Source organism: Cloacibacterium sp. (assembly GCF_047601505.1).
In the GTDB taxonomy this organism is placed as follows: domain Bacteria; phylum Bacteroidota; class Bacteroidia; order Flavobacteriales; family Weeksellaceae; genus Cloacibacterium.
Genome location: NZ_JASGJD010000001.1, coordinates 831262 through 857067, shown reverse-complemented (window position 1 = coordinate 857067; position 25806 = coordinate 831262). Strand labels below are relative to the sequence as shown.

General features: G+C 32.2%; 32 protein-coding genes and 1 riboswitch. Of the genes, 7 read left to right on the top strand and 25 right to left on the bottom strand.

From position 1 onward, the window contains the following. Positions 1 to 207: 207 nt before the first annotated feature. The 6 genes from QM746_RS04045 to QM746_RS04020 all read left to right on the top strand — a co-directional run bounded on the left by QM746_RS04045 (position 208) and on the right by QM746_RS04020 (position 6496). A complete protein-coding gene (locus tag QM746_RS04045) occupies positions 208 to 1203 on the top strand; it encodes a Kelch repeat-containing protein (protein WP_374361054.1) in 996 nt (331 codons plus the stop codon). After that, positions 1190 to 1501 (top strand): DUF4907 domain-containing protein, encoded by a 312-nt coding sequence (locus QM746_RS04040; RefSeq protein WP_414983040.1) that lies wholly within the window; start codon positions 1190 to 1192, stop codon positions 1499 to 1501. The genes QM746_RS04045 and QM746_RS04040 overlap by 14 nt, the downstream gene beginning before the upstream one ends. A 178-nt stretch (positions 1502 to 1679) precedes the next feature. Further along, positions 1680 to 2717 carry a sensor histidine kinase gene (locus QM746_RS04035; RefSeq protein ID WP_414983039.1) on the top strand — a complete coding sequence of 346 codons (1038 nt, stop codon included), beginning with the start codon at positions 1680 to 1682 and terminating at the stop codon, positions 2715 to 2717. After that, complete coding sequence (locus tag QM746_RS04030; protein WP_414983038.1) at positions 2695 to 3399, top strand: LytR/AlgR family response regulator transcription factor; 705 nt, start codon at positions 2695 to 2697, stop codon at positions 3397 to 3399. The genes QM746_RS04035 and QM746_RS04030 overlap by 23 nt, the downstream gene beginning before the upstream one ends. A 362-nt stretch (positions 3400 to 3761) precedes the next feature. Beyond that, complete coding sequence (locus tag QM746_RS04025) at positions 3762 to 5990, top strand: TonB-dependent receptor domain-containing protein (RefSeq protein WP_414983037.1); 2229 nt, start codon at positions 3762 to 3764, stop codon at positions 5988 to 5990. Between the two features lie 74 nt (positions 5991 to 6064). Next, complete coding sequence (locus QM746_RS04020) at positions 6065 to 6496, top strand: GNAT family N-acetyltransferase (RefSeq protein WP_414983036.1); 432 nt, start codon at positions 6065 to 6067, stop codon at positions 6494 to 6496. 79 nt (positions 6497 to 6575) lie between these two features. Here QM746_RS04020 and QM746_RS04015 read toward each other — a convergent pair whose 3' ends face one another. The 8 genes from QM746_RS04015 to eno all read right to left on the bottom strand — a co-directional run bounded on the left by QM746_RS04015 (position 6576) and on the right by eno (position 16583). Then, positions 6576 to 8126 (bottom strand): hypothetical protein, encoded by a 1551-nt coding sequence (locus tag QM746_RS04015; RefSeq protein WP_414983035.1) that lies wholly within the window; start codon positions 8124 to 8126, stop codon positions 6576 to 6578. Positions 8127 to 8136: 10 nt separating this feature from the next. Beyond that, positions 8137 to 9057 carry a citrulline utilization hydrolase CtlX gene (gene ctlX, locus QM746_RS04010; protein WP_414983034.1) on the bottom strand — a complete coding sequence of 307 codons (921 nt, stop codon included), beginning with the start codon at positions 9055 to 9057 and terminating at the stop codon, positions 8137 to 8139. Positions 9058 to 9230: 173 nt separating this feature from the next. Beyond that, positions 9231 to 10022, bottom strand: a complete 792-nt coding sequence (locus QM746_RS04005; protein WP_414983033.1) for a DUF4197 domain-containing protein — start codon at positions 10020 to 10022, stop codon at positions 9231 to 9233. A gap of 40 nt (positions 10023 to 10062) precedes the next feature. After that, a complete protein-coding gene (locus QM746_RS04000) occupies positions 10063 to 11256 on the bottom strand; it encodes a homoserine dehydrogenase (protein ID WP_414983032.1) in 1194 nt (397 codons plus the stop codon). A 9-nt stretch (positions 11257 to 11265) separates the two neighbouring features. After that, positions 11266 to 12210, bottom strand: coding sequence for a homoserine O-acetyltransferase family protein (locus tag QM746_RS03995; RefSeq protein ID WP_414983031.1), 945 nt, complete (start codon positions 12208 to 12210; stop codon positions 11266 to 11268). A gap of 256 nt (positions 12211 to 12466) precedes the next feature. Beyond that, positions 12467 to 12576, bottom strand: a riboswitch (SAM riboswitch). Positions 12577 to 12703: 127 nt separating this feature from the next. Continuing rightward, complete coding sequence (locus QM746_RS03990) at positions 12704 to 13618, bottom strand: dimethylarginine dimethylaminohydrolase family protein (protein WP_374361087.1); 915 nt, start codon at positions 13616 to 13618, stop codon at positions 12704 to 12706. Positions 13619 to 13790: 172 nt separating this feature from the next. After that, positions 13791 to 15077 carry a citrate synthase gene (locus QM746_RS03985; RefSeq protein ID WP_374361089.1) on the bottom strand — a complete coding sequence of 429 codons (1287 nt, stop codon included), beginning with the start codon at positions 15075 to 15077 and terminating at the stop codon, positions 13791 to 13793. A gap of 213 nt (positions 15078 to 15290) precedes the next feature. After that, a complete protein-coding gene (eno, locus tag QM746_RS03980; protein WP_374361091.1) occupies positions 15291 to 16583 on the bottom strand; it encodes a phosphopyruvate hydratase in 1293 nt (430 codons plus the stop codon). A gap of 183 nt (positions 16584 to 16766) precedes the next feature. Between eno and QM746_RS03975 the strand changes: the two genes are divergently transcribed. Further along, entirely contained in the window at positions 16767 to 17207 is a 441-nt protein-coding gene (locus tag QM746_RS03975) for a hypothetical protein (protein ID WP_414983030.1), read from the top strand. 56 nt (positions 17208 to 17263) lie between these two features. Here the strand turns inward: QM746_RS03975 and rplQ are convergent, their stop codons facing one another. From rplQ to rplX, 17 genes are all read right to left on the bottom strand, one after another. Beyond that, a complete protein-coding gene (rplQ, locus tag QM746_RS03970) occupies positions 17264 to 17782 on the bottom strand; it encodes a 50S ribosomal protein L17 (protein WP_374361095.1) in 519 nt (172 codons plus the stop codon). A 9-nt stretch (positions 17783 to 17791) separates the two neighbouring features. Continuing rightward, a complete protein-coding gene (locus QM746_RS03965) occupies positions 17792 to 18787 on the bottom strand; it encodes a DNA-directed RNA polymerase subunit alpha (protein WP_414983029.1) in 996 nt (331 codons plus the stop codon). A gap of 31 nt (positions 18788 to 18818) precedes the next feature. After that, entirely contained in the window at positions 18819 to 19427 is a 609-nt protein-coding gene (rpsD, locus tag QM746_RS03960; protein ID WP_414983028.1) for a 30S ribosomal protein S4, read from the bottom strand. A gap of 18 nt (positions 19428 to 19445) precedes the next feature. After that, positions 19446 to 19835 carry a 30S ribosomal protein S11 gene (gene rpsK, locus QM746_RS03955; protein WP_188616926.1) on the bottom strand — a complete coding sequence of 130 codons (390 nt, stop codon included), beginning with the start codon at positions 19833 to 19835 and terminating at the stop codon, positions 19446 to 19448. A gap of 16 nt (positions 19836 to 19851) precedes the next feature. After that, entirely contained in the window at positions 19852 to 20229 is a 378-nt protein-coding gene (gene rpsM / locus QM746_RS03950) for a 30S ribosomal protein S13 (RefSeq protein WP_414983027.1), read from the bottom strand. A 9-nt stretch (positions 20230 to 20238) separates the two neighbouring features. Next, entirely contained in the window at positions 20239 to 20355 is a 117-nt protein-coding gene (ykgO, locus tag QM746_RS03945) for a type B 50S ribosomal protein L36 (protein ID WP_004917354.1), read from the bottom strand. A gap of 11 nt (positions 20356 to 20366) precedes the next feature. Next, complete coding sequence (gene infA / locus QM746_RS03940; RefSeq protein WP_052911416.1) at positions 20367 to 20582, bottom strand: translation initiation factor IF-1; 216 nt, start codon at positions 20580 to 20582, stop codon at positions 20367 to 20369. 9 nt (positions 20583 to 20591) lie between these two features. Further along, positions 20592 to 21971, bottom strand: coding sequence for a preprotein translocase subunit SecY (gene secY, locus QM746_RS03935; RefSeq protein WP_414983026.1), 1380 nt, complete (start codon positions 21969 to 21971; stop codon positions 20592 to 20594). A 9-nt stretch (positions 21972 to 21980) separates the two neighbouring features. After that, a complete protein-coding gene (gene rplO / locus QM746_RS03930) occupies positions 21981 to 22427 on the bottom strand; it encodes a 50S ribosomal protein L15 (protein ID WP_414983025.1) in 447 nt (148 codons plus the stop codon). A gap of 15 nt (positions 22428 to 22442) precedes the next feature. Then, entirely contained in the window at positions 22443 to 22622 is a 180-nt protein-coding gene (gene rpmD / locus QM746_RS03925; RefSeq protein WP_414983024.1) for a 50S ribosomal protein L30, read from the bottom strand. Between the two features lie 11 nt (positions 22623 to 22633). Beyond that, positions 22634 to 23155 carry a 30S ribosomal protein S5 gene (gene rpsE, locus QM746_RS03920; RefSeq protein ID WP_414983023.1) on the bottom strand — a complete coding sequence of 174 codons (522 nt, stop codon included), beginning with the start codon at positions 23153 to 23155 and terminating at the stop codon, positions 22634 to 22636. 13 nt (positions 23156 to 23168) lie between these two features. Then, entirely contained in the window at positions 23169 to 23522 is a 354-nt protein-coding gene (gene rplR, locus QM746_RS03915) for a 50S ribosomal protein L18 (RefSeq protein ID WP_414983022.1), read from the bottom strand. An 11-nt stretch (positions 23523 to 23533) separates the two neighbouring features. Beyond that, positions 23534 to 24079, bottom strand: a complete 546-nt coding sequence (gene rplF, locus QM746_RS03910) for a 50S ribosomal protein L6 (protein ID WP_414983021.1) — start codon at positions 24077 to 24079, stop codon at positions 23534 to 23536. A 19-nt stretch (positions 24080 to 24098) separates the two neighbouring features. Continuing rightward, positions 24099 to 24497: a 30S ribosomal protein S8 gene (gene rpsH / locus QM746_RS03905; protein WP_414983020.1), complete on the bottom strand. Its 399-nt coding sequence runs from the start codon at positions 24495 to 24497 to the stop codon at positions 24099 to 24101. Between the two features lie 147 nt (positions 24498 to 24644). Then, complete coding sequence (gene rpsN / locus QM746_RS03900; RefSeq protein WP_069800908.1) at positions 24645 to 24914, bottom strand: 30S ribosomal protein S14; 270 nt, start codon at positions 24912 to 24914, stop codon at positions 24645 to 24647. A 3-nt stretch (positions 24915 to 24917) separates the two neighbouring features. Continuing rightward, complete coding sequence (rplE, locus tag QM746_RS03895) at positions 24918 to 25469, bottom strand: 50S ribosomal protein L5 (protein ID WP_414983019.1); 552 nt, start codon at positions 25467 to 25469, stop codon at positions 24918 to 24920. 2 nt (positions 25470 to 25471) lie between these two features. Then, positions 25472 to 25792 carry a 50S ribosomal protein L24 gene (gene rplX / locus QM746_RS03890; RefSeq protein ID WP_414983018.1) on the bottom strand — a complete coding sequence of 107 codons (321 nt, stop codon included), beginning with the start codon at positions 25790 to 25792 and terminating at the stop codon, positions 25472 to 25474. Between the last annotated feature and the right edge of the window lie 14 nt (positions 25793 to 25806).

The following is a 25806-nucleotide window of genomic DNA, read 5'->3' as shown; positions in this document are numbered from 1 at the left end:
TACATTTACTATAGTATAATATAAAAAATTATATACCAATCATTAAAACCTTTAGACGAATGAGCCGATTTCTTAGAAAAACAAATAAAAAAAAGCTTTATTCTATTTATCTACAAAATTTCATAATAAATCTACAAATTATCGCGATTCATCTAAAAAATTTCAATCCTATTTTATTTTAAAGTTCATTTGCTGAAAATTTTATATATGAAAGGCAAACATTTATTACTATTGTTATTCAGCATCTACAATTTATCTATTTTAACAAGTTGCAGTAATGATGACGACGACGAATATGTTGGAAACTGGGTAAGAGTATCCGACTTAGACGGAAAACCTAGATCTAACGCAGCTTCTTTTGTAATTGGAAGCAAAGGATACATTACTGGCGGATACGATGGAGAAAATTATTACAACGACCTTTGGGAATACGACCCAGACCTTAATTATTGGACACAAAAAGCCAACATGCCTGGCGTTAAAAGAAGTTCTGCAGTTGCATTCAATACTTCTTCTAATGGATATGTAGGAACAGGATATGATGGACTAAATAAATTACAAGATTTTTGGAAATATAATCCTACTAGTAATTCTTGGGCTCAAGTTGCAGATTTCCCTGGTACAGGAAGATATGCCGCAATAGGATTTGGAATTGACGACAAAGGTTACGTAGGAACAGGATACGATGGTAGTGAATTAAAAGATTTTTACAAATACGACGAATCTTCTAACTCTTGGTCTCAAATTGTGAGCTTAGGCGGAACAAAAAGAAGAGATGCTGCAGTTTTTGTAATTGATAAAATTGCTTATGTAGGTTTTGGCTCTAACAATGGAAGTACGGTTTCAGATTTCTGGGCATTTAATCCTACAACAGAAACGTGGACTAGAAAAGAAGACACAAGTAACGATGGAGATGATGATGAAGGTTCACAAGATTGTACATCACCTGCTGCATTTGCAATTAATGGCAAAGGTTATATTGCAACAGGTAGCGTAAGTGGTGTTTCTACAGTAACTTGGGAATATAATCCTTTAACAGATTTCTGGACTCAGAAAAATAATTTTGAAGGAAGTGCAAGAGAAAGTGCATGTGCATTCTCTATCAACAATAGAGGTTTTGTATTAACTGGAAACAGCGGTTCGCAATACTTTGATGACATCTGGGAACTAAAACCAAACGACGAATTGAATGAAGACGATTAATCATTGCTTTATTATAATTGCTCTACTATCTATAATTGCTTGTAATAAATCTCCTAACAAAAATTTTAACATCAAAATCACTAAAACTGAATCAGGATATTTCTACGACATTTATAAAAAGAATAAAATTATAATACACCAGCCCAACATTCCTGCTGCAATAGGCGATCAACAATTTAAAGACAGCATACAGTGCAAAAAAATAGCACAGCTTGTAGTAAAGAAATTAGAGCATAAAATCTTTCCTACAATTACAATAGAAGAACTGAAGGCCAATAACGTTCAGTTCCGGTATTAATTTTTTTTATCCTCTGTTTAATAATCTATTGCACTTGCAATAGATTATTTTTTATAAAAATTTTAAGAAAAAAACAGCAATCAATCTTAAGTTTTAACATAATTTATTTAACGAAACGTAAAGTTGGTTAAAGTTTTAATATCAATACTACTAATTAATAATTTTGCATCTATAAACTATGAAAATCTACTCTCTTAAAACCAAATACGCGTATCATTTGATACTTTGGTTTATTCTTATTTGTTTTAAAATTATTATTGATTATTCTATTTTCAAGAGAATTGACATCCTTAATAATTTGAGATTTTTTTCTACTTCTTTTGTTATTTTTTATGTTAACTATATTTATTTCATTCCTTTTTTATTGAAACAAAAAAAAGAAGTAATTATAGGAGTTTTATTTCTTTTTTCATTGTTTTTAATTGGTTCATTTATTTTTAATCCGCCACCACCGCATCCTCCACATAGAGATTTCAAAGAATTTCCTAAACCGAAAGATTTTCTTTTTCATCCAATGATTTTTTTCAAAATTGTGAATTTCTCACTTGGTTTCAGTACGATTCTTTTCTTTATTGACAAATGGAACGAAAGCGAAAAGAGAATAAAAAACTTAGAATTCGAAAGACAAGCCAGCCAGTTGAAACTTATTAGAGAGCAAATAAATCCTCATTTTTTCTTCAATGCGCTAAATAGTATTTACGCACTTTCTATTTCAAAATCTGAGGAAACGCCCAGAGTAATTTTGCTTTTGGCAGATATTATGAGATATATTTTAGACAGTCAAAAAAACGTTGTAAACAGTTTAGAAGCAGAAATTTCGAATATCAAAAAGTACATCGAAATCCAAAGCATTCGTTTTAAAAAATTCAACAATTTTTTCTGCGATTACGAAGGCGATTTTAATAAATTTCAAATAGAACAACTCTTGCTTCTCACATATGTAGAAAACGCATTTAAGTATGCTAATGTAAAAAAAGGACCTATTGTACTGAAAGTAAAAATGCAAGATAATTTGCTAGATTTCTATGTAAGCAATTATTACGAAAAATACAGCAAAGAAGAAGAAAGCCACAAAATTGGACTCAAAAATGCCAAAATGAAGTTGGATTTGTTGTATCCAAAAAAATACGAACTCAATATTTCAGACGAAAACAATCAATATATAGTACACCTAAAACTAAACTTGAAAGCCTATGAACTGCATGATAGTAGATGATGAAGAACTTGCGCACAGCGTAATTGAAGAATACATCTCCAGAACTCCGTTTTTGAAACTGAAAAAAAACTGTTATCACGCTTTTGAAGCAATGGAAGAACTTCAAAAATCTAAAATTGACATTATTTTTTTAGACATTAATCTTCCAGAAATTACTGGCATAGAATTTTTAAAATCTACACCAAATCTGCCTATGATTATCTTTACTACAGCTTATAACAATTATGCAATAGAAGGATTTAATCTAAATGCTGTAGATTATTTATTAAAACCTTTTTCTTTCGAAAGATTTTTACAAGCTGCTAATAAATGCTTTCATATCAACAAAATGAATCAAAAGCAAACTATAGATTCTGCCGCCAATCACAGTGAATTTATCTTTGTAAGATGCAATAACGAAGACATAAAAATTAATCTAGACACTATTGTAAGAATTAACGGTTTAAAAGATTATGTAATTATTCACACCTTAGACAATAAATATATTGTACACTCTACTCTGAAAGCAATTTTAGAAAAAATAAACTCCAGCGATTTTATCAGAATTCATAATTCTCACATTGTTTCTCTAAAACATCTCCAAAGTATTGGTAAAAATAGTGTAACGATAGACAATACCAAACTACCTCTAAGCAGCAGATTTAAAGAACCATTAATGAATTTTGTAAGAAACCATTTCTAAAAATTAGAAATTTCAAAATAAATAGATACTGTTTTTCTCGGGAAGACAGTATTTTTTTTATCAAAACACATGTAATATTTCTGCATTTTGAGTTGTCTTATTTCTGTACGAAAAAATAATTTAAAATTTTTATTACTGAAAATCAATAAGTTAAATTCAGTAATAAAATTTATTTACTACTTTGTATTGCATAATACTAAATAAATAATATATCTTTGCAATGTAAATTATTAAACAAAACAAACTTCTATACTAAACTAAACACTAAACAGAACAAAAAAAGTCGCAGTATAAAAATGAATAGCCAATACCAAATCACAAAAAATTAAAACTGCGGCTTTTTTAAATGAAAACAAAAAATTATGAAAAGAATCATCACAACAGCAGCAGTACTTACAATAGCATTCTTTAATGCTCAAGAAGTAAAAAAAGATTCAGCAAGTTCTAAAGAAATCCAAGAAGTAACCATGACGAAAAAGGTTTTCCAAAAGAAAGCAGACAGAATGGTTTTTGATGTTGCCAACTCTCCTATCGCAAAAGGAACTACAGGTTTTGATTTGCTAAAAGAAACGCCAATGGTTTCTTCTACAGATAATGCAACGCTTAAAATTTTAGGTAAAAATGCTTCTATAATCTACATTAACGGTAGAAAATCTAACATGGAACCTGAAGCTGTAATTGAGATGCTAAAAAATATGCCTTCGGAAAATATTTCTAAAATTGAAGTAATTACAATGCCTTCAAGCGAATTTCAGGTGGAAGGAAACCAAGGAATCATTAATATTATTCTTAAGAAAAAACCTACTGATGGAACAAATGGCAACATCAGATTCGAGGACAATCAAGGTTATTTCAACAATCCTTCCGGATCAATAACTCTTAATTATAGAAAAAATAAATTAGGAATTAGCGGTAACGTAAATAGTGGAAAATACACTCAACAACAATACTACATTCTTAGCAATGGAAATGACTCTTATAAACTAACTTCCGAAGGAACCGTTACAGGACCAAGAACATATCTGGGAGGTTACATCAATTTTGATTATGAAATTAACGACAAGCAAAATATAGGTTTTTCATACAATCATAGAGACCGATGGGGAAATAATTTCCGTTCTAATCTTTATAATGAAACAACGAAATATTCTGGTGGTAACTCTACAATAACCGATAGAACAAGAACAGAAAACCTCACTAAAGACAACAGCAAAAATGATGCTTTCAACCTTAATTACGAATTAAAAACAGATGATAAAGGAAGCAAACTAAGCCTTAGCTCATCTTATCTTCACTACAACAAAACAGAAGACAACAATAATTCTACTATTATATTAGATGAAAACAAAAACGAAGTGAATGTGGATTCTAGATTTATGCAAAAAACTCCGCTAATTATTAACAACTATGGTTTTCAGGCAGATTATGTTCAAAAACTTAAAAAAGACTACACCTTAAGTTTCGGTGGAAGTTACAATTCTACCAAAACAGATAGCGATACTTATTACGAAAATCTAATTCCGCCAAGTGGAAAAGATGACGATCAATCTAATCATTTTATATATACTGAAAAAATTACAGGATTGTATATTACTTTAGAAAAAAGCTTCGGCGAAAAATTATCGACCAAAATTGGAACGCGCTTCGAAAATACCAACGCTAATGGAAATGTAACGGATAAAAATTTAGAAGTAAAAAGAAACAATAATAATTTTTTACCTTATGTAAGCGTTAATTATACGCCAACTCAAAACCATAATCTTTCTTACAGTTTCAGCAGTAGAGTTGCTAGACCAGCTTTCTGGGCTTTGAATCCTGCAAGAACTTATTTAACCAAATTTAATTATATTCAGAACAATCCGTTTACAAAATCTGAAACTTATTACAATAACGAATTAATGTACATGTACAAAAACTCCTACTTTGTAACTGCTTCTTACAATTATACATCTAATGCTTCAGAACAAGTACCACTACATGGTATAGAAAATGAAACAGGAGAAAAAGTACTGGCTTACATCCGAGACAACTATGGAGACAAACAAGAAATTGGAATTACTTTTGGGATGCAAAAACAATTTTTCAAAGGTATTTGGAGCGCTAATCATAGCTTAACTTTAGGTCACAATATCTACAAAGGCTCAGTAGATGGAGACCCAATTGTTACAAAAAACAAGGTAACTTTTACTCCTAAAAATTTAGACAAAAGTGGTAATTATTTCCAATTCCAAATGAGCAACAACATTAGATTAAGTGCTAAAAAAGATTGGTTCTTAGGGATAAATTATTTCTACTTATCACCACTTCAAATAGAAATTGGAGAACTAAGACCAATTCAATCTGCTGATATTTCTGTTAAAAAAATCTGGAATAATTGGACTTTCAACCTACAACTTCGTGATGCTTTCGGAACCAACAAAAATAAAATTTACGGTGAAGACGGAAGCGGAAATTACAATACTGTAAACCAAAATCAATACAACAGACAATTAGTTTTTACTGCAACTTACAACTTTGGAAATCAGAAATTACAAAAAGTAAGAAAAGCAGAAGGTGCTAACGAAGACATCAAAAACAGAACAGGAAACTAAATCACTTCTCATATTAAATTAAATTTTTCACCCGAACTCACTGTTTATTGCAGTGAGTTTTTTATTTTTATTAAATGAATTACAGAAAAGCAACTATAGAAGACATCTCTCAGATACAAATCGTAAGAAATTCTGTGAAAGAAAACCAACTTTCTAATCCAAACCTAATTTCTAATGAAATGGTAGAAGAATTTATTACCAAAAGAGGAAAAGGTTTCGTCTGTGAAATAGACGACAAAATTGTAGGATTTTCTATCGTAGATTTTGTGGAAAATAATGTTTGGGCACTATTTATCTTGCCAGAATTTGAAGGAAAAGGCATTGGCAAAAAACTTCATCAATTAATACTTAACGAGTATTTTAACAAAACCAAAGAAACTATTTGGCTTTCTACTGAACCAAATTCTAGAGCAGAAAATTTCTACCTAAAACAAGGCTGGAAAAACGTTGGCTTCCACAGAAACGAAGTGAAATTTGAAATGAGTTTTGATGATTGGAGAAAATAAAAGCACCGAAATTTCGATGCTTTGAATTATATTTCTATTTATTCCCCAAAAAATATCAGTCAAAAAAATAATTATATTGTTATTCTTTATTTGGAACAGGAGGTGGATAAGCTTTTATTCCAATTTGTGAATTTACCAATGGTAAAACTATTTGAGCTCCAAAAAAGTAATCTTTTACAATTTTTGGAATTTCACTGTTTTCATTTCCCACAAAAAAATCATTCGATGCGTTTAATTTCCCTGATGAATCAAAAGATTTCATAACAATTTTATCCGCTATTCTACTAAAGATAGTTTTACTTTCATCATCATCAATAATAACTATTTCTCCACTTTGTAAAATTTCATCTTTCAATAAACCTGTTGAAATTGGTTTTCCATTTTTATAGGTTGTCACTTTTATTTCACCTTCAAAAGAATCTGAATCTTTTTCAATAAATAAATATCTTACTCTTTCATTATTATCAAAAATTTTTTCTTCATAAAGGTTTGTCTTTTCATTTAATTTAATTTCTAATAACGATTTTTTGGTTTCAGAATCAAAATTTTTGTAGAATATTATTTTTCCTTTTTTTAATGAGGCAAAACTATTTTCATATTCTTGTTCTCCTTCATAAGCATTACCATCATTATTAATCATAGTGTATTTAATACTACCATCAATATTATAATTAATTGACTTTTCTGGAGTTATTAGCTGTCTTAAATTACCCTTTATATCATAAAATTTTTGATTGATAGGATATCCGTCTTTATATTCTTTAACATAAGAAATATAACTTTTGTTTCCAGAATCATCTAAAAACTCTTCATTCATATAATTTCCGCTATAAAAAGATATATCATTGCCATTTCTTCTCATTTCTGCTGTAGAAAGTAAATTTCCTAATTTATCATATTTTTTTTCTACACCATTATCACCATTCATAGTTAATTCATCTTCTAATACTCCGTTCGGAAAATAGCTTTTCAATCCTAACACTTTACTTTTTTCGTAATTAATGATTCTACTTACTTTCATAGGATTAAAAAAATAATCTACCTCTGTTCCAGATTTTTCATCATCATCTATATTTAGTTTTCCTAATAGTTTTCCTTGTTCATCATAGTAATCATAATTTCCATTATTGAAGTCCTCAATCCTTATTCCGTTAATATCTTCATCATAAGAAATCGTTTTATGAGAGTCATTTTCCCAAATTTCTAAAGAATTTACATATTTCAAACTGTCTTTATAAAGATATCTTTTTGTAGAAATATCTTCATCATCTTTAATTATGTGTCGTTCTATTACTCTTCCCTTTTCATCAAAATCTTCCTGAACGCCAACTTCTTTACCATTATAATAGTTTTTTATGCTTTCAATTTTACCATCAGGATAATACCATTTTACTTCACCTTCAAAAATTTCTTCATTGGGAGTTGAGTCATGAGCTAATCCTTCAAACTGAAGTTTACCATTCTTGTAAAAATCTTTAATTTTTATCAAATTCCCTTCTTTGGAAGTCTCACGATAATATACCATTTTGGCTTTGGTAGTTACCTCAAAATTTTCATCAAAATAAATTCTATTTTGAGCAAAAATAGATTTTGAAAAAATTAATAATAATATAAGAAAAATCTTTTTCATATCGTCTTTTTTATTTCTTCTCCAAAAAAACCTCAGCCAACATACATCTTGCACTTCCGCCACCATTGGTTTCTATCGTTTCTAAATCCGAATAAATAATTTCAGAATATTTCTCAATGTTTGAAATCTGCTCCGAATTTAAAGATTGATAAGCAGATTGAGACATCACTAAAAATTTCTTTCCCTCAGAATTTTGCACTTGTAACATATTTCCTGCGAACTGTTGCATTTGGTTTTCAGAAATTTCTACAATTTCTTTCCCTGAATTCACAATGGCATTTACCACGTTTTTCCTTTCCGTTTCGTCATCTATACAATCCAGACAAATCACCACAAATCTATCTGCAACACACATCATTACATTGGTGTGATAAATTGGTAATCTTTCGTTATTCGCAGTTTGATAAGAATGAAAAACAATAGGTTTAAAATCAAATTTTTCACAAAATTCACGAAATAATTTTTCATCTAATCTTAAAGAAACCGAACCATAAGCCAATTTATTATCGTGGTCAAAAATCATACTTCCTGTTCCTTCTAAGAATTTACCTTCGTTTTCAGAAGCAGATAAATCTACAATTTCCTTTACCTTAAAATTTTTCTGAAGCATTTCCAAAATATCGTTTCTGCGTTCCCAACGTCTATTAACAGCACACATTGGATAGAGAACTACCGTTCCATCACTATGCATAGAAATCCAGTTATTTGGGAAAATAGAATCTGGAGTGTGAGGTTCTAACGTATCTTTTACTGTAATTACATTAATACCTTTACTTCTCAGTTTTTCTACAAAATTATTGAATTCTTGCAACGCTTTCGTTTGCGTTTCAGCATTCTCTGAATTCACTTGGAAATAATTATTCTGTGCAGTTTCGGCGTTGAAGCCAAAAGCTGCAGGTTCTATCATAAGAACAGTATCTGTAGTTTGCATTTTTATAAATCTTGGCGTTCAAAAATACAAAAACAAAACGTCGTTTCACAAAAAGTAAAACGACGTTCTAAAAAATAGTTAAAATTTATTAAATATTATTTTAGCAACAATAATCTATCTATAAACAAATACATTTATAATAAAATTATCGCCTAAACAAAGTCTAATTTCATTTAATTCTTCACTGCTCCAAAAACTTTCTGAAGCAAAGAAGTAGTTCTAAGTGCAGAATTGTTTCTGATACCACTCTCTTTTTCTGCTACCATTTTAAAAACTCCATTAATGGTTTCAGTAGTTACATACTCGTTTATATCTGTGGTAACAGATTGTCCAGATAATAAATTATACTTCGATATAATTTGTTTCCAAACTACATCTGCTCCTACTTTTCCTAGAGAAGCTTTCACCTTTGGTTGAAAAGCTGTAAACAATTGACTCTGGGTTTTCGTTTGCAAATAACTTGTAGCCGCATTATCCGTTCCTAAAAGTATATTTTTCGCATCTGTAATTGTAATAGATGTAATGGCATTAGCAAAAATTGGCGTTGCTTCAGTTACCGCATCTTCCGCCGCACGATTAAGAAGAGTAACTCCTTTATCTGCCAAACTGCTCAATCCTAAAGCTCTTAGTTTTGCATCTACAGTTCTTAGTTTTTCTGGCAATAAAATTTTAACCATTTCATTTTTCAAAAAACCATCTTTTACTGCTAATTTTTGTACACCTTCTTTCACGCCTAGATTTAATGCTTCTTTTAAACCAGAAGAAATCTGTGATGACGAAAGACTACTTAAATCTACATTTGCCGTAGATGTTGTGGATGCACTTGTTTGATTGGTATTTAATGTTTTATCTACATCTACACCAGTTTTGTCTTTAACTACATTTTTTAAAGCATCAAAAATTTGTGCTTCAACAGAAATAGATAGCAGAAAAAAAGTTCCTGCTAATAAAAATGTTTTTTTCATCTTTTTGTGTTTTTTATTTGACATGAAAAAACCATACCAATTAAGCCAAAAAATCTATCAAAACAAAAGAAACTTCTTCAGAATTCTGAGAAAAAATTTCTTTTAAATTTTTAAAACTGATGTCTCCCACAAAATAGCCTTGTTCTTTGTTTCCGTAATATTCTTCGATATTGATAAAATAAGTCTCGAATTTATCTGCATCTTTTGCTGGATGTCTGAAGAGAACTTTCAGGTTAAAATCTTCTGTTAATTTCAAATTTTCAGAATTGGTAATTTTCTTGTATTCGTATCTGTAATCGTAAGCCAAAGCAGAAATATCAGACAAAACTGCACTAGCCGTAGGCAAAGAACCCGCTCCTCTTCCGTAGAAAAATTGTTTGTCTGCAAAAGCTGTTTGCACTTTTACGCCATTGAAAACATCATTTACCGTAGAAAAAGTATCGGTAGATTTTACAAATTTTGGAATGACCAAAGCTGCAACTTCGTTATCGTTTCTTTTTTGTGCATACGCCAAAAGTTTGATTTGAAGATTCTTCTCTTTTGCAAATTTTATTTCTAAATCTCCCAAATTCTGAATCCCAACATTGAAAACATCTTCCGGAACTGTTTTAATCCCGAATGAATGTGCCAAAAGAATTTGCAGTTTAGAGCGAGCATCAAAACCTCCTGTATCTAAAATTGGGTTGCTCTCTGCATAGCCTTTTTCTTTAGCTTCTTCTAACGCTTCGTCATAGCTCAAATTATCCTGAAAAGTTTTGGTTAAAATATAATTGGTAGAACCATTTACAATCCCTTGAATCGATTGTAGAAAATCGTTGTTATAATATTCTTCCAGATTTCTGATGATAGGAATACTGCCGCAAACTGCCGCTTCATACAAAAACGGAACGTTATATTTTTGTTGCAATTCGTACAATTCTTCAAAATGCTCTGCAATTAATTTTTTATTGGCAGAAACTACTGCTTTTCCTTTTTTAAGCGCTGTAGTTACAATTTCGTAAGCTGCATCTGCATCGTCTATCAATTCTACCACCACATTAATCTCGTCATCATTTAGGATTTCATTTTTATCAAAATGGAAATGCTCCGGCGAAATATTTCTAGGTTTATCTTTGTGTTTTACCACAATTTTTTTGATAGTAGCATCTACTGTTTTGCTTTTGTGAAGCACATCATAAAGTCCGGTTCCTACCACACCATAACCAAACAATCCTATCGTTAACTTTTTGCTCATTTTTAAAATTTATAGAAAGTTGAAATATTTTTTTAATAAAGTTTTTATTTTATCGGTCTCCAGAAGAAAACCATCATGTCCATATTTAGATTTAATATGTTCGTAAACTGCATTTTCTACATTTTTCGCAATGTATTGTTGCTCGTTTACAGGGAAAAGAATGTCGCTATCAATCCCAATAACTAAAGTTTGAGCAGTAATATTTGACAAAGCTTTTTCCAGAGAACCTCTATTTCTGCCAACATTGTTAGAATCCATAGATTTTGAAAGAGAAAAATACGCATTAGGAGTAAATCTTTTTCTCAGTTTTTCACCTTGATATCTTTGGTAAGAAGCCGCAGAAAAATCGTCTGCCGCATCAATATGATCTACCTGACTGTACTCGTAGGTTTTATAATTTCTGTAAGAAAGCATTGCAATAGCTCTGGCAGCGTCTAAACCTTTATCTCCTAATTCTAAAGCCATTCTTTGTGCTTCGTTGAAAGCAATTCCCCAAGAAGAATGTTTACAATTGGTAGCAATTACAAATAAATTTTTGATAAAATCTGGATTAATAATGCTCCATTCAAGACATTGCATCCCACCAAGAGAGCCTCCACAAAGAAAATCTATAGACGTGATATTAAGAAAATCTGCTAGCTTTTGGTGTGCAGAAACCATGTCCCTAATCGTAATTAGCGGTTTATCTACATCGCATTCAAAAGCAGTTCCGTAGCAAGAACCCAAAACATTTGCACAAATAATAGCATGTTTTTCTGTATTGAAAATTTCGTCTTTGCCAATCATTTCTGGCCACCAAGTTTCTGCATCAGAATTGGCTGTGAGGGCATGGCAAATCCAAATTATTTTTTCTGCATTTTCTATGTTTCCATAAACATTGTATGCGATTTTCACATTTCGAATGATGGTTCCGTTTTCTAGAACTAAATCTCCTATTTCTAAATATTCTAACATTTTAAATTTAGATTTTTAAAGATTACAACAAAAAACAGACGTACAACACTTGCTCGCAAAAACATTTTTTGCTTGAAAATTTTGGTTGGATTGAGATGGGTTAAAATTAAAATTGCTCATTTTTTAAAAATTTTTAATTATTAATAATTGAGCAACCTATTGCTAGAAAATTCTTGGCGAAAGAGCAAAAAAAAACTCTTCCGACAAGTCGAAAGAGTTTGTATATAATTGATAATATAATTCAAAACTGATTTCAGACTTATCTTTCTCGATGTAACGAGTTTGAATTTGGCACCTTACTAACATTTCTGTTGCAGGTTGCCAAGGTTTCACAGGGTCAATTCCCTCCACCTTTCTTAATAAGTTGCGTGCTTAATGATCTTTTTCTGATTGCAAATATAAAGACAAGTTTTTATAAAAACCAAATTTTTATAAAATTTTAATTTTCTAAAAGCATTTAGCTTAAAAACTTGGCAAAATATTTTTTTTTAAGTTACTCTCTCACCAATGGCATGGTAGAACATCTTAACAAACCTCCCATTTTAGAAACTTCTCTGTATGGAATTTCTTCCACGGTAAGTCCCCAAACGTCTCTAAAATGATTGTTCATTCTGGTGAAAGTCTTGTCTGAAACCACTACTTCCGGAGAAATTGAAAAAATATTAGGATTCATTTCGAACATTTCTTCGTCTGTAACGTGGAAACAATTTTCTTCTCCAAAAATATCAATAATTAATTCGTAATCATTTTGGTCTACAAAACCATTTTTATAAATGATGCATTTGTCTTTACCAACAGGATTAAAAGTACAATCTAGATGCAAAACACCTTCATAAGGCACTTTATCATTTTTTTTGAGGTCTAAATCTATAATTCTCTTTTTAGGAAAATATTCTTTGAGGATTTCAAGCGCATACTCGTTGGTTCTTGCCGTTTTGAAACTTCTGTAATCTTCGCTGTAACAAGTCCCGATGAAAAGATAATCATTCCAAACGATAACATCTCCACCTTCTACATGAGCTGTTTCTGGCAAATTAATAATTTTTCTCCACTCTACTTTCTCGAAAATTTCGCGATAAGCTTCTTGTTCGTCTGCGCGGTCTTTTATAACATTTGAGATAATCATTTTATCTTCTATTACAAAAGCTACATCTCTTGCAAAAACCTGATTGTAGTCTTCTATAATTGCCGGACGAAAAACTTCTACGTCATATTTTTTAAGAACATTTTCAAAAGCGCTAACTTCAGAAATAATATCTTCTTCTTTGGGATAAATATTATGCTCAATAGAATAATAAGATTTGGCGTCGTAGCTTTCTGCTAAAGTTGGTGCCGCTCCCATAGATTTTGGTTGCCCAAGTACTACAGATTTTAGTTTACCCGTTTCGTTTTTGACATTAAGTTTCATCTGTTTTCAACAATTTTTTTTGCAGGAAAAATCTTGTTTTATCCTCTAATTTTCACAAATTTATATAAAGGAAATGAAGTGAAAAAATTTTGTCTATAAAAACAAAAAACTCCCTAAAAAAAGGGAGTTTTGCAAAATATTATTTAATTTTTCTTGTATATAATCCAAAAAATTATCTACTCTCCATTGGCACATAATCTCTTTGTTGTGCTCCTTTGTAAACTTGTCTTGGTCTTCCGATTGGGTCTCCATGAAGTCTCATTTCTTTCCATTGAGAAATCCATCCTGGTAATCTACCTAACGCAAACATTACGGTAAACATTTCTGTAGGAATTCCTAATGCTCTGTAAATAATTCCTGAATAGAAATCTACATTTGGATACAATTGTCTTTCGATGAAATAATCGTCTTCTAAAGCTACTTTTTCTAATTGCATTGCAATGTCTAAAGCTTTATCTTGAATGCCTAATTTATCTAAAACATCATAAGTTGCTTTTTTGATGATTTTAGCTCTTGGATCGAAATTTTTATAAACTCTATGTCCGAATCCCATCAAACGGAAGCTATCATTTTTATCTTTCGCTTTAGCTACATATTTAGCTACATCACCTCCATCTTGCTCTATATGCTCTAGCATCTCAATAACAGCTTGGTTTGCACCACCATGCAATGGTCCCCAAAGTGCAGAAACACCAGCAGATATAGAAGCAAATAATCCAGTATGTGCAGAACCTACCATTCTTACAGTAGAAGTAGAACAGTTTTGTTCGTGGTCTGCATGAAGAATTAAAATTTTATCTAAAGCTTCTACAACCACAGGGTCTAATTCAAAATCCTGATTAGGCATTCTGAAAGTCATTTTGTAGAAATTTTCTACATAATTAAGATTATTATCTCCATGATTAAGCGGGAAACCTAAAGTTTTTCTATAAGTCCATGCGCAAAGGTGAGCAAATTTTGCAATAAGCATTTCAGCAGCATGGTCTAAATCTTCTTTAGATTTTACATTTACAGCTCTAGGATTAAATGCTGTAAGTGCAGATGTAAGCGTAGAAAGAACTCCCATTGGATGCGCAGAACGAGGAAAAGCATCAATAATTTTCTTCATTTCTTCTGCTACATAGTTGTAGTTCTTAATATTTTTTTCGAACTGAAGAAATTGAGGTTGCGTAGGAAGTTCACCATGAAGTAAAAGATACATTACTTCTGTAAAATTAGATTTCTCAGCAATTTGCTCAATAGGATAACCTCTGTAGAAAAGTTCTCCTTTATCTCCGTCTAGATAAGTAATTTCACTTAGGGTAGCACCCGTATTTTTATATCCTAAGTCTAAAGTAATAAGACCTGTTTGGTCTCTTAGTTTTGAGATATCAATACCTCTGTCCCCAATTGTGCTCTCTACGATAGGATATTCATAAGAACTGCCATCGTAATTTAATATAACTTTATTATCAGACATTTTTATATAAATTTTTGATAAAAATACAAAAAAATGCCGTGCTTACACAAACTAATTGTTATGCTAAACGATATATTTTTTCAATTTCATTGATAAATTTGCTAAATAGGTATAGTTTCGTTAAAACTTTGTCTATTTATTAATAAATCTTCACGAAAAAGCCCTTTCTACTAGATGCAGAAAGGGCTTGTAAAATATCATTAAAAGATATTATTATCTTTTTACTTTAAAAGCATCTAAACCAGGGAAGATAGCAGTTTCTCCTAAAGCTTCTTCAATTCTTAATAATTGGTTGTATTTTGCCATTCTATCAGAACGAGATGCAGAACCAGTTTTAATTTGACCACAGTTGTAAGCTACAGCAAGGTCTGCAATTGTAGCATCTTCTGTTTCACCAGATCTGTGAGACATAACAGCTGTATATTTGTTATGTTGAGCCATTTGAACAGCAGCTAAAGTTTCAGAAAGAGAACCAATTTGGTTTACTTTTACTAAGATAGAGTTAGCCGTTTCTTCTTTAATACCTCTAGCTAATCTTTCTACGTTAGTTACAAATAAATCGTCTCCTACTAATTGTACTCTACCTCCAATTTTATCAGTAAGCATTTTCCAACCTTCCCAGTCGTTTTCTTGCATACCATCTTCAATAGAAATAATTGGATATTTAGAAGTAAGTTCTGCTAAGTAAGATACTTGTTCTTCTCTAGTTCTAGTAGCTCCTTTGTTACCTTCAAATTTAGTATAATCATAGATACCATCTTTGTAGAATTCAGAAGAAGCACAGTCTAAAGCTAACATGAAATCATCACCAGGTTTGTAACCAGCTTTTTCGATAGCTTGTAATAAAGTATCCAAAGCATCTTCTGTACCGTTGAAAGTTGGCGCAAAACCACCTTCGTCACCTACAGCAGTTGAAAGACCTCTATCGTGAAGGATTTTTTTAAGATTATGGAAAACTTCAGTACCTTTTCTTAAAGAGTGAGAAAAAGAATCTGCTTTTACAGGCATAATCATAAACTCTTGGAACGCAATTGGAGCATCTGAGTGAGAACCACCATTAATAACGTTCATCATAGGAACAGGAAGTGTATTAGCACTTACACCACCTACATATTTATAAAGCGGCATTTTAAGCTCAGCAGCAGCAGCTTTAGCAGCAGCAAGAGATACACCTAAAATAGCATTAGCACCTAATTTACCTTTATTGTTAGTACCATCAAGGTCAATCATAATTTGGTCGATCAAATTTTGTTCAAAAACAGGAAGACCTACTAATTCTGGCGCGATAACTTCTTTTACATTTTCCACAGCTTTTAAAACACCTCTTCCAAGAAACTCAGAACCATTATCTCTAAGTTCTACAGCTTCGTGCTCTCCGGTAGATGCACCAGAAGGTACAGCAGCACGTCCCATTGCACCACTTTCTGTGAATACATCAACTTCTACAGTAGGATTACCTCTTGAATCCAAAATTTGTCTTGCTTCAATAAATGAAATGTAGCTCATTTTATTCGAATTTAAAATTAATAATTTGTTTAATAAGATTGATTATTAGTCTACTGCACAAAAATATGCGAGACATAATAGGTTCTTCAAAAAACCATACAAATTTAGTCAATTTCTACCGATAAATTTACTATATTGGGCTGATATTTATCTTAATTTTAATTAATACAAAATAGTATTTATATGAAAAAATTTATTAAATACTCCTTTTTCTTAGGTTTTGCCATAATTTTATCATGCAAAAATGAGACTAAAAAGGATGTTATTACCAAAGAAGAAAAAGTTATTACCATTGTTGATTCTAATGGTGTAAAAAAACAAGATTCTACAGTTGTATTTAATAGAACTGTTGATGGAAAAAGTATTGTAAAAAAAGACGAAGTAAAAAAATATATTTACAAGTATAAAGCTTTCGATGATACCGAAGCTATTATAACATTTGTACATCATACAGACAAAAGCAATATAATAATCGAAAGAAACAAACTAAAAATAGAACTTCCGCAGACAAAAGCAGACAAAAACATTGCAACTTTTGAAGAAGGCGGAATAAAAGCCGTTACAGAAGGTAAAAAACTTACTATTACACAAAACGGACAAACTTTTGAACTAACAAAAGAATAAAAACAAAAAGACCTTCCAAAATTTGGAAGGTCTTTTTTATTTAAAACTTAGAGATATTATTCTTCAGTTTTTTCTTCAGCAGCGTCAGCTTTTGGTTCTTCTACTGCTGGAGCTTCTTCTACTACAGGAGCAGCAACTTCAGCTACAGCTTCTTTTTTAGTAGATCTTCTGCTTCTTCTAGTAGCTTTTTTCTCTTCAGCATTAGGATTGTAAAGTTCATTGAAATCTACAAGCTCGATAAGAGCAGTATCTGCAGCATCACCAACTCTGAAACCAGTTTTGATGATTCTTGTATAACCACCATTTCTGTTAGCGATTTTTGGAGCTACAGTTCTGAAAAGTTCAGTAACAGCTTCTTTACTTTGAAGATAAGAAAAAGCTATTCTTCTGTTGTGTGTAGAATCTTCCTTAGCTTTAGTTAAAATAGGTTCTACAAATACTCTTAAAGCTTTTGCTTTAGCAACAGTAGTATTTATTCTTTTATGTTCAATTAGTGAGCATGCCATGTTAGAAAGCAAAGCGCTTCTGTGAGAGGCTGTTCTACCTAAGTGATTGAATTTTTTTCCGTGTCTCATTTTTAAGGATTATTTGTCAGCGTCTAACTTATATTTTGCAACATCAAACCCGAAGTTTAGTCCTTTAGAATGAACAAGTTCTTCAAGTTCTGTTAAAGATTTCTTACCGAAATTTCTGAATTTCATCAAATCAGACTTACTATAAGAAACTAATTCACCAAGAGTTTCTACTTCTGCAGCTTTAAGACAGTTAAGGGCTCTTACAGAAAGATCCATATCTGCTAATTTAGACTTAAGAAGTTGTCTTGTATGTAAAGTTTCTTCGTCGTATTGAATTGATGCTTTCACAGCTTCAGTTTCAAGAGTTATTCTCTCATCAGAGAACAACATGAAATGATAAATCAATATTTTAGAAGCTTCAGTTAAAGCATTTTGAGGAGTGATGGAACCATCAGTCTCAATATCTAATACTAGTTTTTCGTAGTCTGTTTTTTGCTCTACACGATAGTTTTCGATGCTGTATTGAACTTTCTTAATTGGAGTAAAGATAGAATCAATAGCAATAGTTCCTATAGGTGCATTGTTAGATTTGTTTTGCTCTGAAGGAACATAACCTCTACCCTTGTCCACGTGGAAACTCATTTCGAAAGACACTTCACTTGTTAAGTTGCAGATTACTAGGTCTGGGTTCAATACTTCAAAATTATTGATAGAGCTAGCAAAATCACCTGCAGTGATAACTTCTTTACCAGAAATTTTCACGCTTACTTGTTCAGCTGGTGCATTTTCTACTTTAGATTTAAGTCTTAATTGTTTAAGATTTAAGATAATTTCCGTAACGTCTTCAATTACCCCTGGAATTGTAGAAAATTCGTGCTCTACGCCTTCTATTTTGATAGATGTAATAGCATATCCTTCTAGAGAAGAAAGCAAAACTCTTCTCAAAGCATTACCGATTGTAAGTCCAAATCCTGGCTCTAGTGGTCTGAATTCGAATTGACCTTTGAAATCCGTAGAATTAAGTAGAATTACTTTGTCGGGTTTTATGAATTGTAAAATTGCCATAGTATTGGGTTGAGCAAAAATTTGATTAAAATTATTTAGAGTATAATTCGACGATTAATTGTTCTTTGATATCTTCAGGAATCTGAATTCTTTCAGGAGCTGAGATAAAAGTACCTTCTTTTTTCTCGTCATTGAATTGTAACCATTCGTAAGATGATTTAGAAGCTAGAGCGTCTGCAACTACCTCAAGAGATTTAGATTTTTCTCTTACAGCGATTACATCACCAGCTTTTAATAAATATGAAGGAATGTTTACGATTTCACCATTTACAGTGATGTGTCTGTGAGAAGTTAATTGTCTTGCAGCAGATCTTGTTTTAGCAAAACCTAATCTGTAAACAACGTTATCTAATCTAGATTCACATAATTGTAAAAGAACTTCACCGGTTACCCCTTTGCTTCTGTGAGCTTTATCAAAAAGGTTAGCAAATTGTCTTTCTAAGATACCGTAAGTATATTTAGCTTTTTGTTTTTCAGCTAACTGTACCGCGTATTCAGATTTTTTAGCGCCTCTTCTTTTGTTAGGTCCGTGTTGTCCTGGTGGTTGGTTTTTTCTTCTTTCGAAGCTTTTATCGTCTCCGTAAATTGCAGCGCCAAATTTACGAGCAATTTTAGTTTTTGGTCCAATATATCTTGCCATAGGTTAAATTTCTAAAAATTAAACTCTTCTTCTTTTAGGTGGTCTACATCCGTTGTGTGGCATAGGAGTCACATCTACGATTTCTGAAACTTCAATTCCTGAATTGTGAATAGATCTGATAGCAGATTCTCTACCTGCACCAGGGCCTTTCACAAACACCTTTACTCTTCTTAAACCTGCTTCATAAGCAACAGAAGAACAATTTTCAGCAGCCATTTGAGCTGCGAATGGAGTATTCTTTTTAGAACCTCTGAATCCCATTTTACCGGCAGAAGACCAAGAAATTACTTCTCCGTTTTTGTTTGTCAAAGAAATAATAATATTATTGAAAGAAGCTTGGATGTGAGCTTCACCAATAGCTTCTACTTTTACTTTTCTTTTTTTAACTACTTTTGTTTGTTTTGCCATAATTCTAATCTAAAGATTATTTACTTGCTTTTTTCTTGTTAGCAACAGTTTTTCTCTTTCCTTTACGGGTTCTAGAATTGTTTTTCGTTCTTTGGCCTCTTAAAGGTAATCCTAGTCTGTGACGTATTCCTCGTTGGCATCCTATGTCCATCAATCTTTTGATGTTCAATTGCACTTCAGATCTAAGTTCTCCTTCTACTTTTACGTTTTCAGAGATATAAGTTCTGATGGCAGCCAATTCATCGTCATTCCATTCGTTGACTTTCTTATCTTCGCTGATCCCAGCGTTTTTCAAAATTTCTGAAGAAGTGCTCTTTCCGATACCATAGATGTACGTAAGACCAATTACTCCTCTTTTGTTTTTTGGTAAATCAATACCTGCAATTCTCGCCATAATTTAATGTTAACCTTGTCTTTGTTTAAATTTTGGGTTCTTCTTGTTAATGATGTACAATCTGCCTTTTCTTCTAACGATTTTGCAGTCTGCACTTCTTTTCTTAATTGATGCTCTAACTTTCATTAGTATTTAATTTAATATCTAAATGTTATTCTCCCTTTGCTTAAATCATAAGGAGATAGTTCTAATTTCACCTTGTCTCCAGGTAAAAGTTTAATGTAATGCATTCTCATTTTTCCAGAAATATGGGCAATAAGAATATGCCCATTTTCTAGCTCCACTCTGAACATGGCATTAGATAGTGCTTCCACTATCACGCCATCTTGTTCTATGTGTTTCTGTTTTGCCATTTATCTACTTTATAAGTTTGATGTTCTAGATAATTTAGACTGCATCAATCCGTCATAGTGATGGTTCAACAAATATGTATTAATTTGCTGAACTGTATCTAATATTACACCTACCATAATCAATAAAGAAGTTCCTCCAAAGAAATGAGAGAAACCTTCAGTTTGAACAAAGGTACCGTGCACTAATGCCGGAAGGATTGCAAAGATAGACAAAAATATCGCACCAGGCAAAGTTATTTTAGATAAAATATCATCTAAGTAATTTGCGGTGTCTTGTCCAGGTCTTACTTTTGGTATTAAACCACCGTTTCTCTTAAGGTCATCTGCCATTTGATTTACCGGAATGGTAATGGCTGTATAGAAATAAGAGAAGATAATGATTAATAAAACTAACAATACATTATACTGCCAACTGAATGGATTTTTGAATCCTGCTATGAAAGTATTTGTCTCGTCAAATTTTGTTAAAAGACCAGGTACAAACATTAATGCCTGAGCAAAGATTAATGGCATTACCCCAGAAGCGTTCACTTTTAAAGGAATCCATTGTCTAGCTCCTTGTAATAAGTTTCTATTAAGACCTCCTGTTGCGTGTGCTCTACTTACGTATTGAATAGGAATTTTTCTTACTGCTACCGAAATAACAATTGCTAATAGAATTACTACTAGCCAGAATAAAACCTCAATTAGAATCATGATGCTTCCTAATCCTCCGTTACCAGTTTGTGTGGTATATTCTTGGATAAAAGAAGATGGAAGTCTTGATAGAATTCCCACCATAATTAAAATTGAAATACCGTTACCGATACCTTTGTCTGTAATTTTTTCTCCTAGCCACATTGCAAAGATAGAACCAGCCACTAATATTACTACACTTGGAACATAGAATGCCACAGACTGAGGGTCTATGTAATATGCAGTTCTAAATTGTTCGTATGGTAAAAAAGCTTGTGTAATAGTTCCAAGATAGAAAGGTGCTTGTACTAAACAAACAACTATTGTTAACCATCTTGTTATCTGATTGATAGTTTTTCTACCACTCTCTCCATCCTTTTGTAATTTTTGCAAATAAGGAATTGCAAGCCCCATTAATTGTACAATAATGGAAGCAGAAATATAAGGCATAATCCCTAATGCCATAATGGAAGCGTGACTGAATGCACCTCCAGTAAAAGATGACAATAAACCTAATAAACCTGCAGCCGCTTTACCACCTCCTTGTTTTTGGAAATGATCTAGCAAATCACCTACTTCCGCCATGTTAATTGCCGGAAGTGAGATGTATGATGCAAATCTATAGACTAGAATCAAAGAAAGAGTGACAATTATCTTGTCCCTCAATTCTTGTAGACTCCAAATGTTTTTAAGTGTTTGTATAAAACCTTTCATTTGTTTTTATTAAAGAGTGATTGCTTTGCCTCCTGCTTTAGAAATAGCTTCTTCAGCAGATTTAGTGAACTTATTTGCAGAGATAGAAACCGCAGATTTCAATTCTCCTCTTCCTAAGATTTTCACTATATCATTTTTAGAAGATAAACCATTTTCTATTAATACTTCTTTAGTAACTTCAGTAATGTTTTTAGCATCTACTAATGCTTGGATAGTATCTAGATTAATACCTCTATACTCTTTTCTACTGATATTATTAAATCCGAATTTTGGTAATCTTCTTTGCAAAGGCATTTGACCACCTTCAAAACCTATTTTTTGAGAATAACCAGCTCTAGACTTTTGTCCTTTGTGACCTTTAGTGGAAGTACCACCTTTACCACTACCTTGCCCTCTACCAATTCTTTTAGAATTATGAGTAGCACCAGATGCTGGTTGAATATTATTTAAATTCATCTTTTTAAAAATTTATTAATTTTCCTGAACTTCTACTAAATGTCTTACAGCAGCTACCATACCTAAGATTGATGGAGTTGCTTCGTGCTCTACTACTTGGTGTAGTTTTTTTAAACCTAAAGCTTCAAGAGTTCTCTTTTGGGTCTTAGTTCTACCAATAGCACTTCTTACTTGTTTTACTTTAATTGTTGCCATTTTTTCAAAAATTAACCGTTAAATACTTTAGATAATGAAATACCTCTCATTCTTGCAATCTCTTCTGGTCTTCTAATGTCTAACAATGCTTTGAAAGTAGCCTTTACCACATTGTGAGGGTTAGAAGATCCTTTAGATTTTGAAAGTACATCATGTACACCTGCAGACTCTAGTACCGCTCTTACAGCACCCCCTGCGATTAATCCTGTACCGTGAGAAGCTGGTCTTAAGAAGATATCAGCACCACCGTATTTAGCAGAAGTTTGGTGAGGGATTGTATGATTCATTACAGGAACTTTTACTAAATTTTTCTTAGCATCTTCTACTGCTTTAGCAATTGCAGAAGCTACTTCTTTAGATTTTCCTAAACCGAAACCGATTACTCCATCTTCGTTACCTACTACTACGATTGCAGAAAATCCGAAAGCTCTACCACCTTTGGTTACTTTAGTTACTCTATTTACGGCTACTAGACGGTCTTTAAGTTCAAGACCTCCTGGTTTTACTCTTTCTATATTATTTAATCCTAACATAATTTCTTAATTTTTAAAATTTCAAACCACCTTCTCTAGCACCATCAGCAAGAGCTTTTACTCTACCGTGATATACGAAACCGTTTCTATCAAAAACTATTTTTTCAAAACCAGCAGCGATTGCTTTAGCAGCGATTGCTTTACCTACAGCTGTTGCAACCTCAGTTTTGGTACCATTAGCATCTACTCCTTTCTCTCTAGAAGAAGCAGAAAGCAATGTTTTACCTTCTTTATCGTCAATTAATTGAGCGTAGATTTCTTTGTTACTCTTGTAAACAGAAAGTCTTGGCGCTGAAGAAGATCCAGAGATTTTCCCTCTTACTCTTCTTTTAATTCTATCTCTTTTTTGTTCTTTTGTTAATGCCATTGTCTTAATTTTTAAGCAGATTTACCAGCTTTACGTCTAATTATTTCACCAACGAATTTCACACCTTTACCTTTGTAAGGTTCTGGTTTTCTGAATGAGCGAATTTTAGCAGCCACCATTCCCAATAGTTGTTTGTCATAAGAAGACAAAGTGATGATTGGGTTTTTACCTTTTTCTGTTAAAGTATCAATAGTAATTTCACTTGGAAGTTCTAGTACGATACCGTGAGAGAAACCTAGAGCTAATTCTAGTTTTTGACCAGAGTGAGATGCTCTATAACCTACCCCTACTAATTCTAATTTCTTAGTGAAACCTTCGTGGGTTCCTACTACCATATTATTGATTAACGCTCTGTAAAGACCGTGTAATGCTCTATGGTTTTTAGCATCAGATGGTCTGCTTACGCTTACTTTACCATCTTCTTGCTCTATTGTAATTCCGCCTGTAATTTCCTGAGAAAGTTCTCCTTTTGGCCCTTTCACGGTTACTACATTGTCTTTTACAGTAACTGTAACACCAGCAGGAATTTCTATAATTGATTTACCAATTCTTGACATTTCTTCCTAATTTATACAATTAATAAACATAGCAGATTACTTCACCACCTACTTTTTCTTCTCTGGCTTTCTTATCTGTCATCACTCCTTTAGAAGTTGAGATGATAGCTACACCTAAACCATTTAATACTCTTGGTAGCTCTTCAGCCCCAGCGTATTTTCTCAAACCTGGCTTAGAAGCTCTTTGGATAGACTTAATAGCCGGTTTGTTAGTTTGCTTGTCATATTTCAAAGCGATTTTGATACTCCCTTGAACAGCGTTATCTTCAAACTTGTAGTTTAAGATGTAACCTTGATCAAATAAGATTTTCGTAATCTCCTTTTTGATTTTTGATGCAGGAATTTCCACCACTTTGTGGCCTGCGCTTTGTGCGTTCCTTACTCTAGTTAGGAAATCTGAAATTGGATCTGTTACCATTTTTCTTTTTTAAAATTATTATTGGTGAATGATATTCAGTATTGAGAAGAACCAAGATTCAAGAGCCAAGAAGCAAGAAAAATCTTGTATCTTGTATCTAGGCTCTTGGATCTAATCAACTTAAATATCTTGATTAAAAACTAATTGTTACCAACTTGCTTTTTTAACTCCTGGGATAAGACCATTATTAGCCATTTCTCTGAAGGTAACTCTCGAAATACCGAAAGTTCTCATGTAGCCTCTTGGTCTTCCTGTTAATTTACATCTGTTGTGTAATCTTACAGGAGAAGCATTTTTTGGTAATTTTTGAAGTGCTTCATAATCACCTGCTTCTTTTAGGGCAGCTCTTTTAGCAGCATATTTAGCAACTAGTGCTTCTCTTTTGCGCTCACGCGCTTTCATTGATTCTTTTGCCATTTCTTAGTTCTTTTTAAACGGTAAACCGAAATGAGTTAATAATGCTTTTGCTTCTTTATCAGTAGTAGCAGTAGTAACGAAAGTAATGTCCATCCCTTGGATTTTTTTCACTTTGTCTATCACGATTTCTGGGAAGATAATTTGCTCAGTAATTCCTAAGTTATAATTACCTCTACCGTCGAAACCATCGGCTTTAATACCAGAAAAATCTCTAATTCTTGGTAAAGCTGAAGAAGTAAGTCTGTCTAAAAATTCGTACATTTTGTCTGCTCTAAGCGTAACTCTTGCACCTACAGGCATCCCTTTTCTTAATTTGAAAGCTGCCTCATCTTTTTTAGATAAAGTACCTACTGCTTTTTGACCAGTAATTGCTGTAAGCTCCTCTACTGCGTAGTCTACGATTTTTTTGTCTGCTGTAGCAGCACCTAAACCTTGAGATACAACAATTTTTTCTAATTTAGGTACTTGCATGATTGATTTGTACCCAAATTCTTCCATCATTGCAGGAACAATTTTTTCTTTATATAATTTTTTGGGTCTTGCTATGTATTCCATAATTAGATTTCTTTACCAGTTGTTTTAGCAATTCTTACTTTTTTATCACCTTCAACTTTGTAAGCTACTTTTGTAGCTTTTCCGTTTGCATCTAATAGAGATACGTTAGAAATGTTGATAGATGCTTCTTTTTCTACGATTCCGCCTTGAGGATTAGAAGCAGAAGGTTTTACGTGTTTTTTAACAACGTTTACACCTGCTACAATTACTCTAGCGTCAGCGTTTTCTTTTTTAATCACTTCTAGAACTTCACCTTTACTACCTTTGTTTTTACCAGTAGTAACGATTACGTTATCTCCTCTTTTTATTTTAACTTTTGCCATTTTTTTTAAAATTT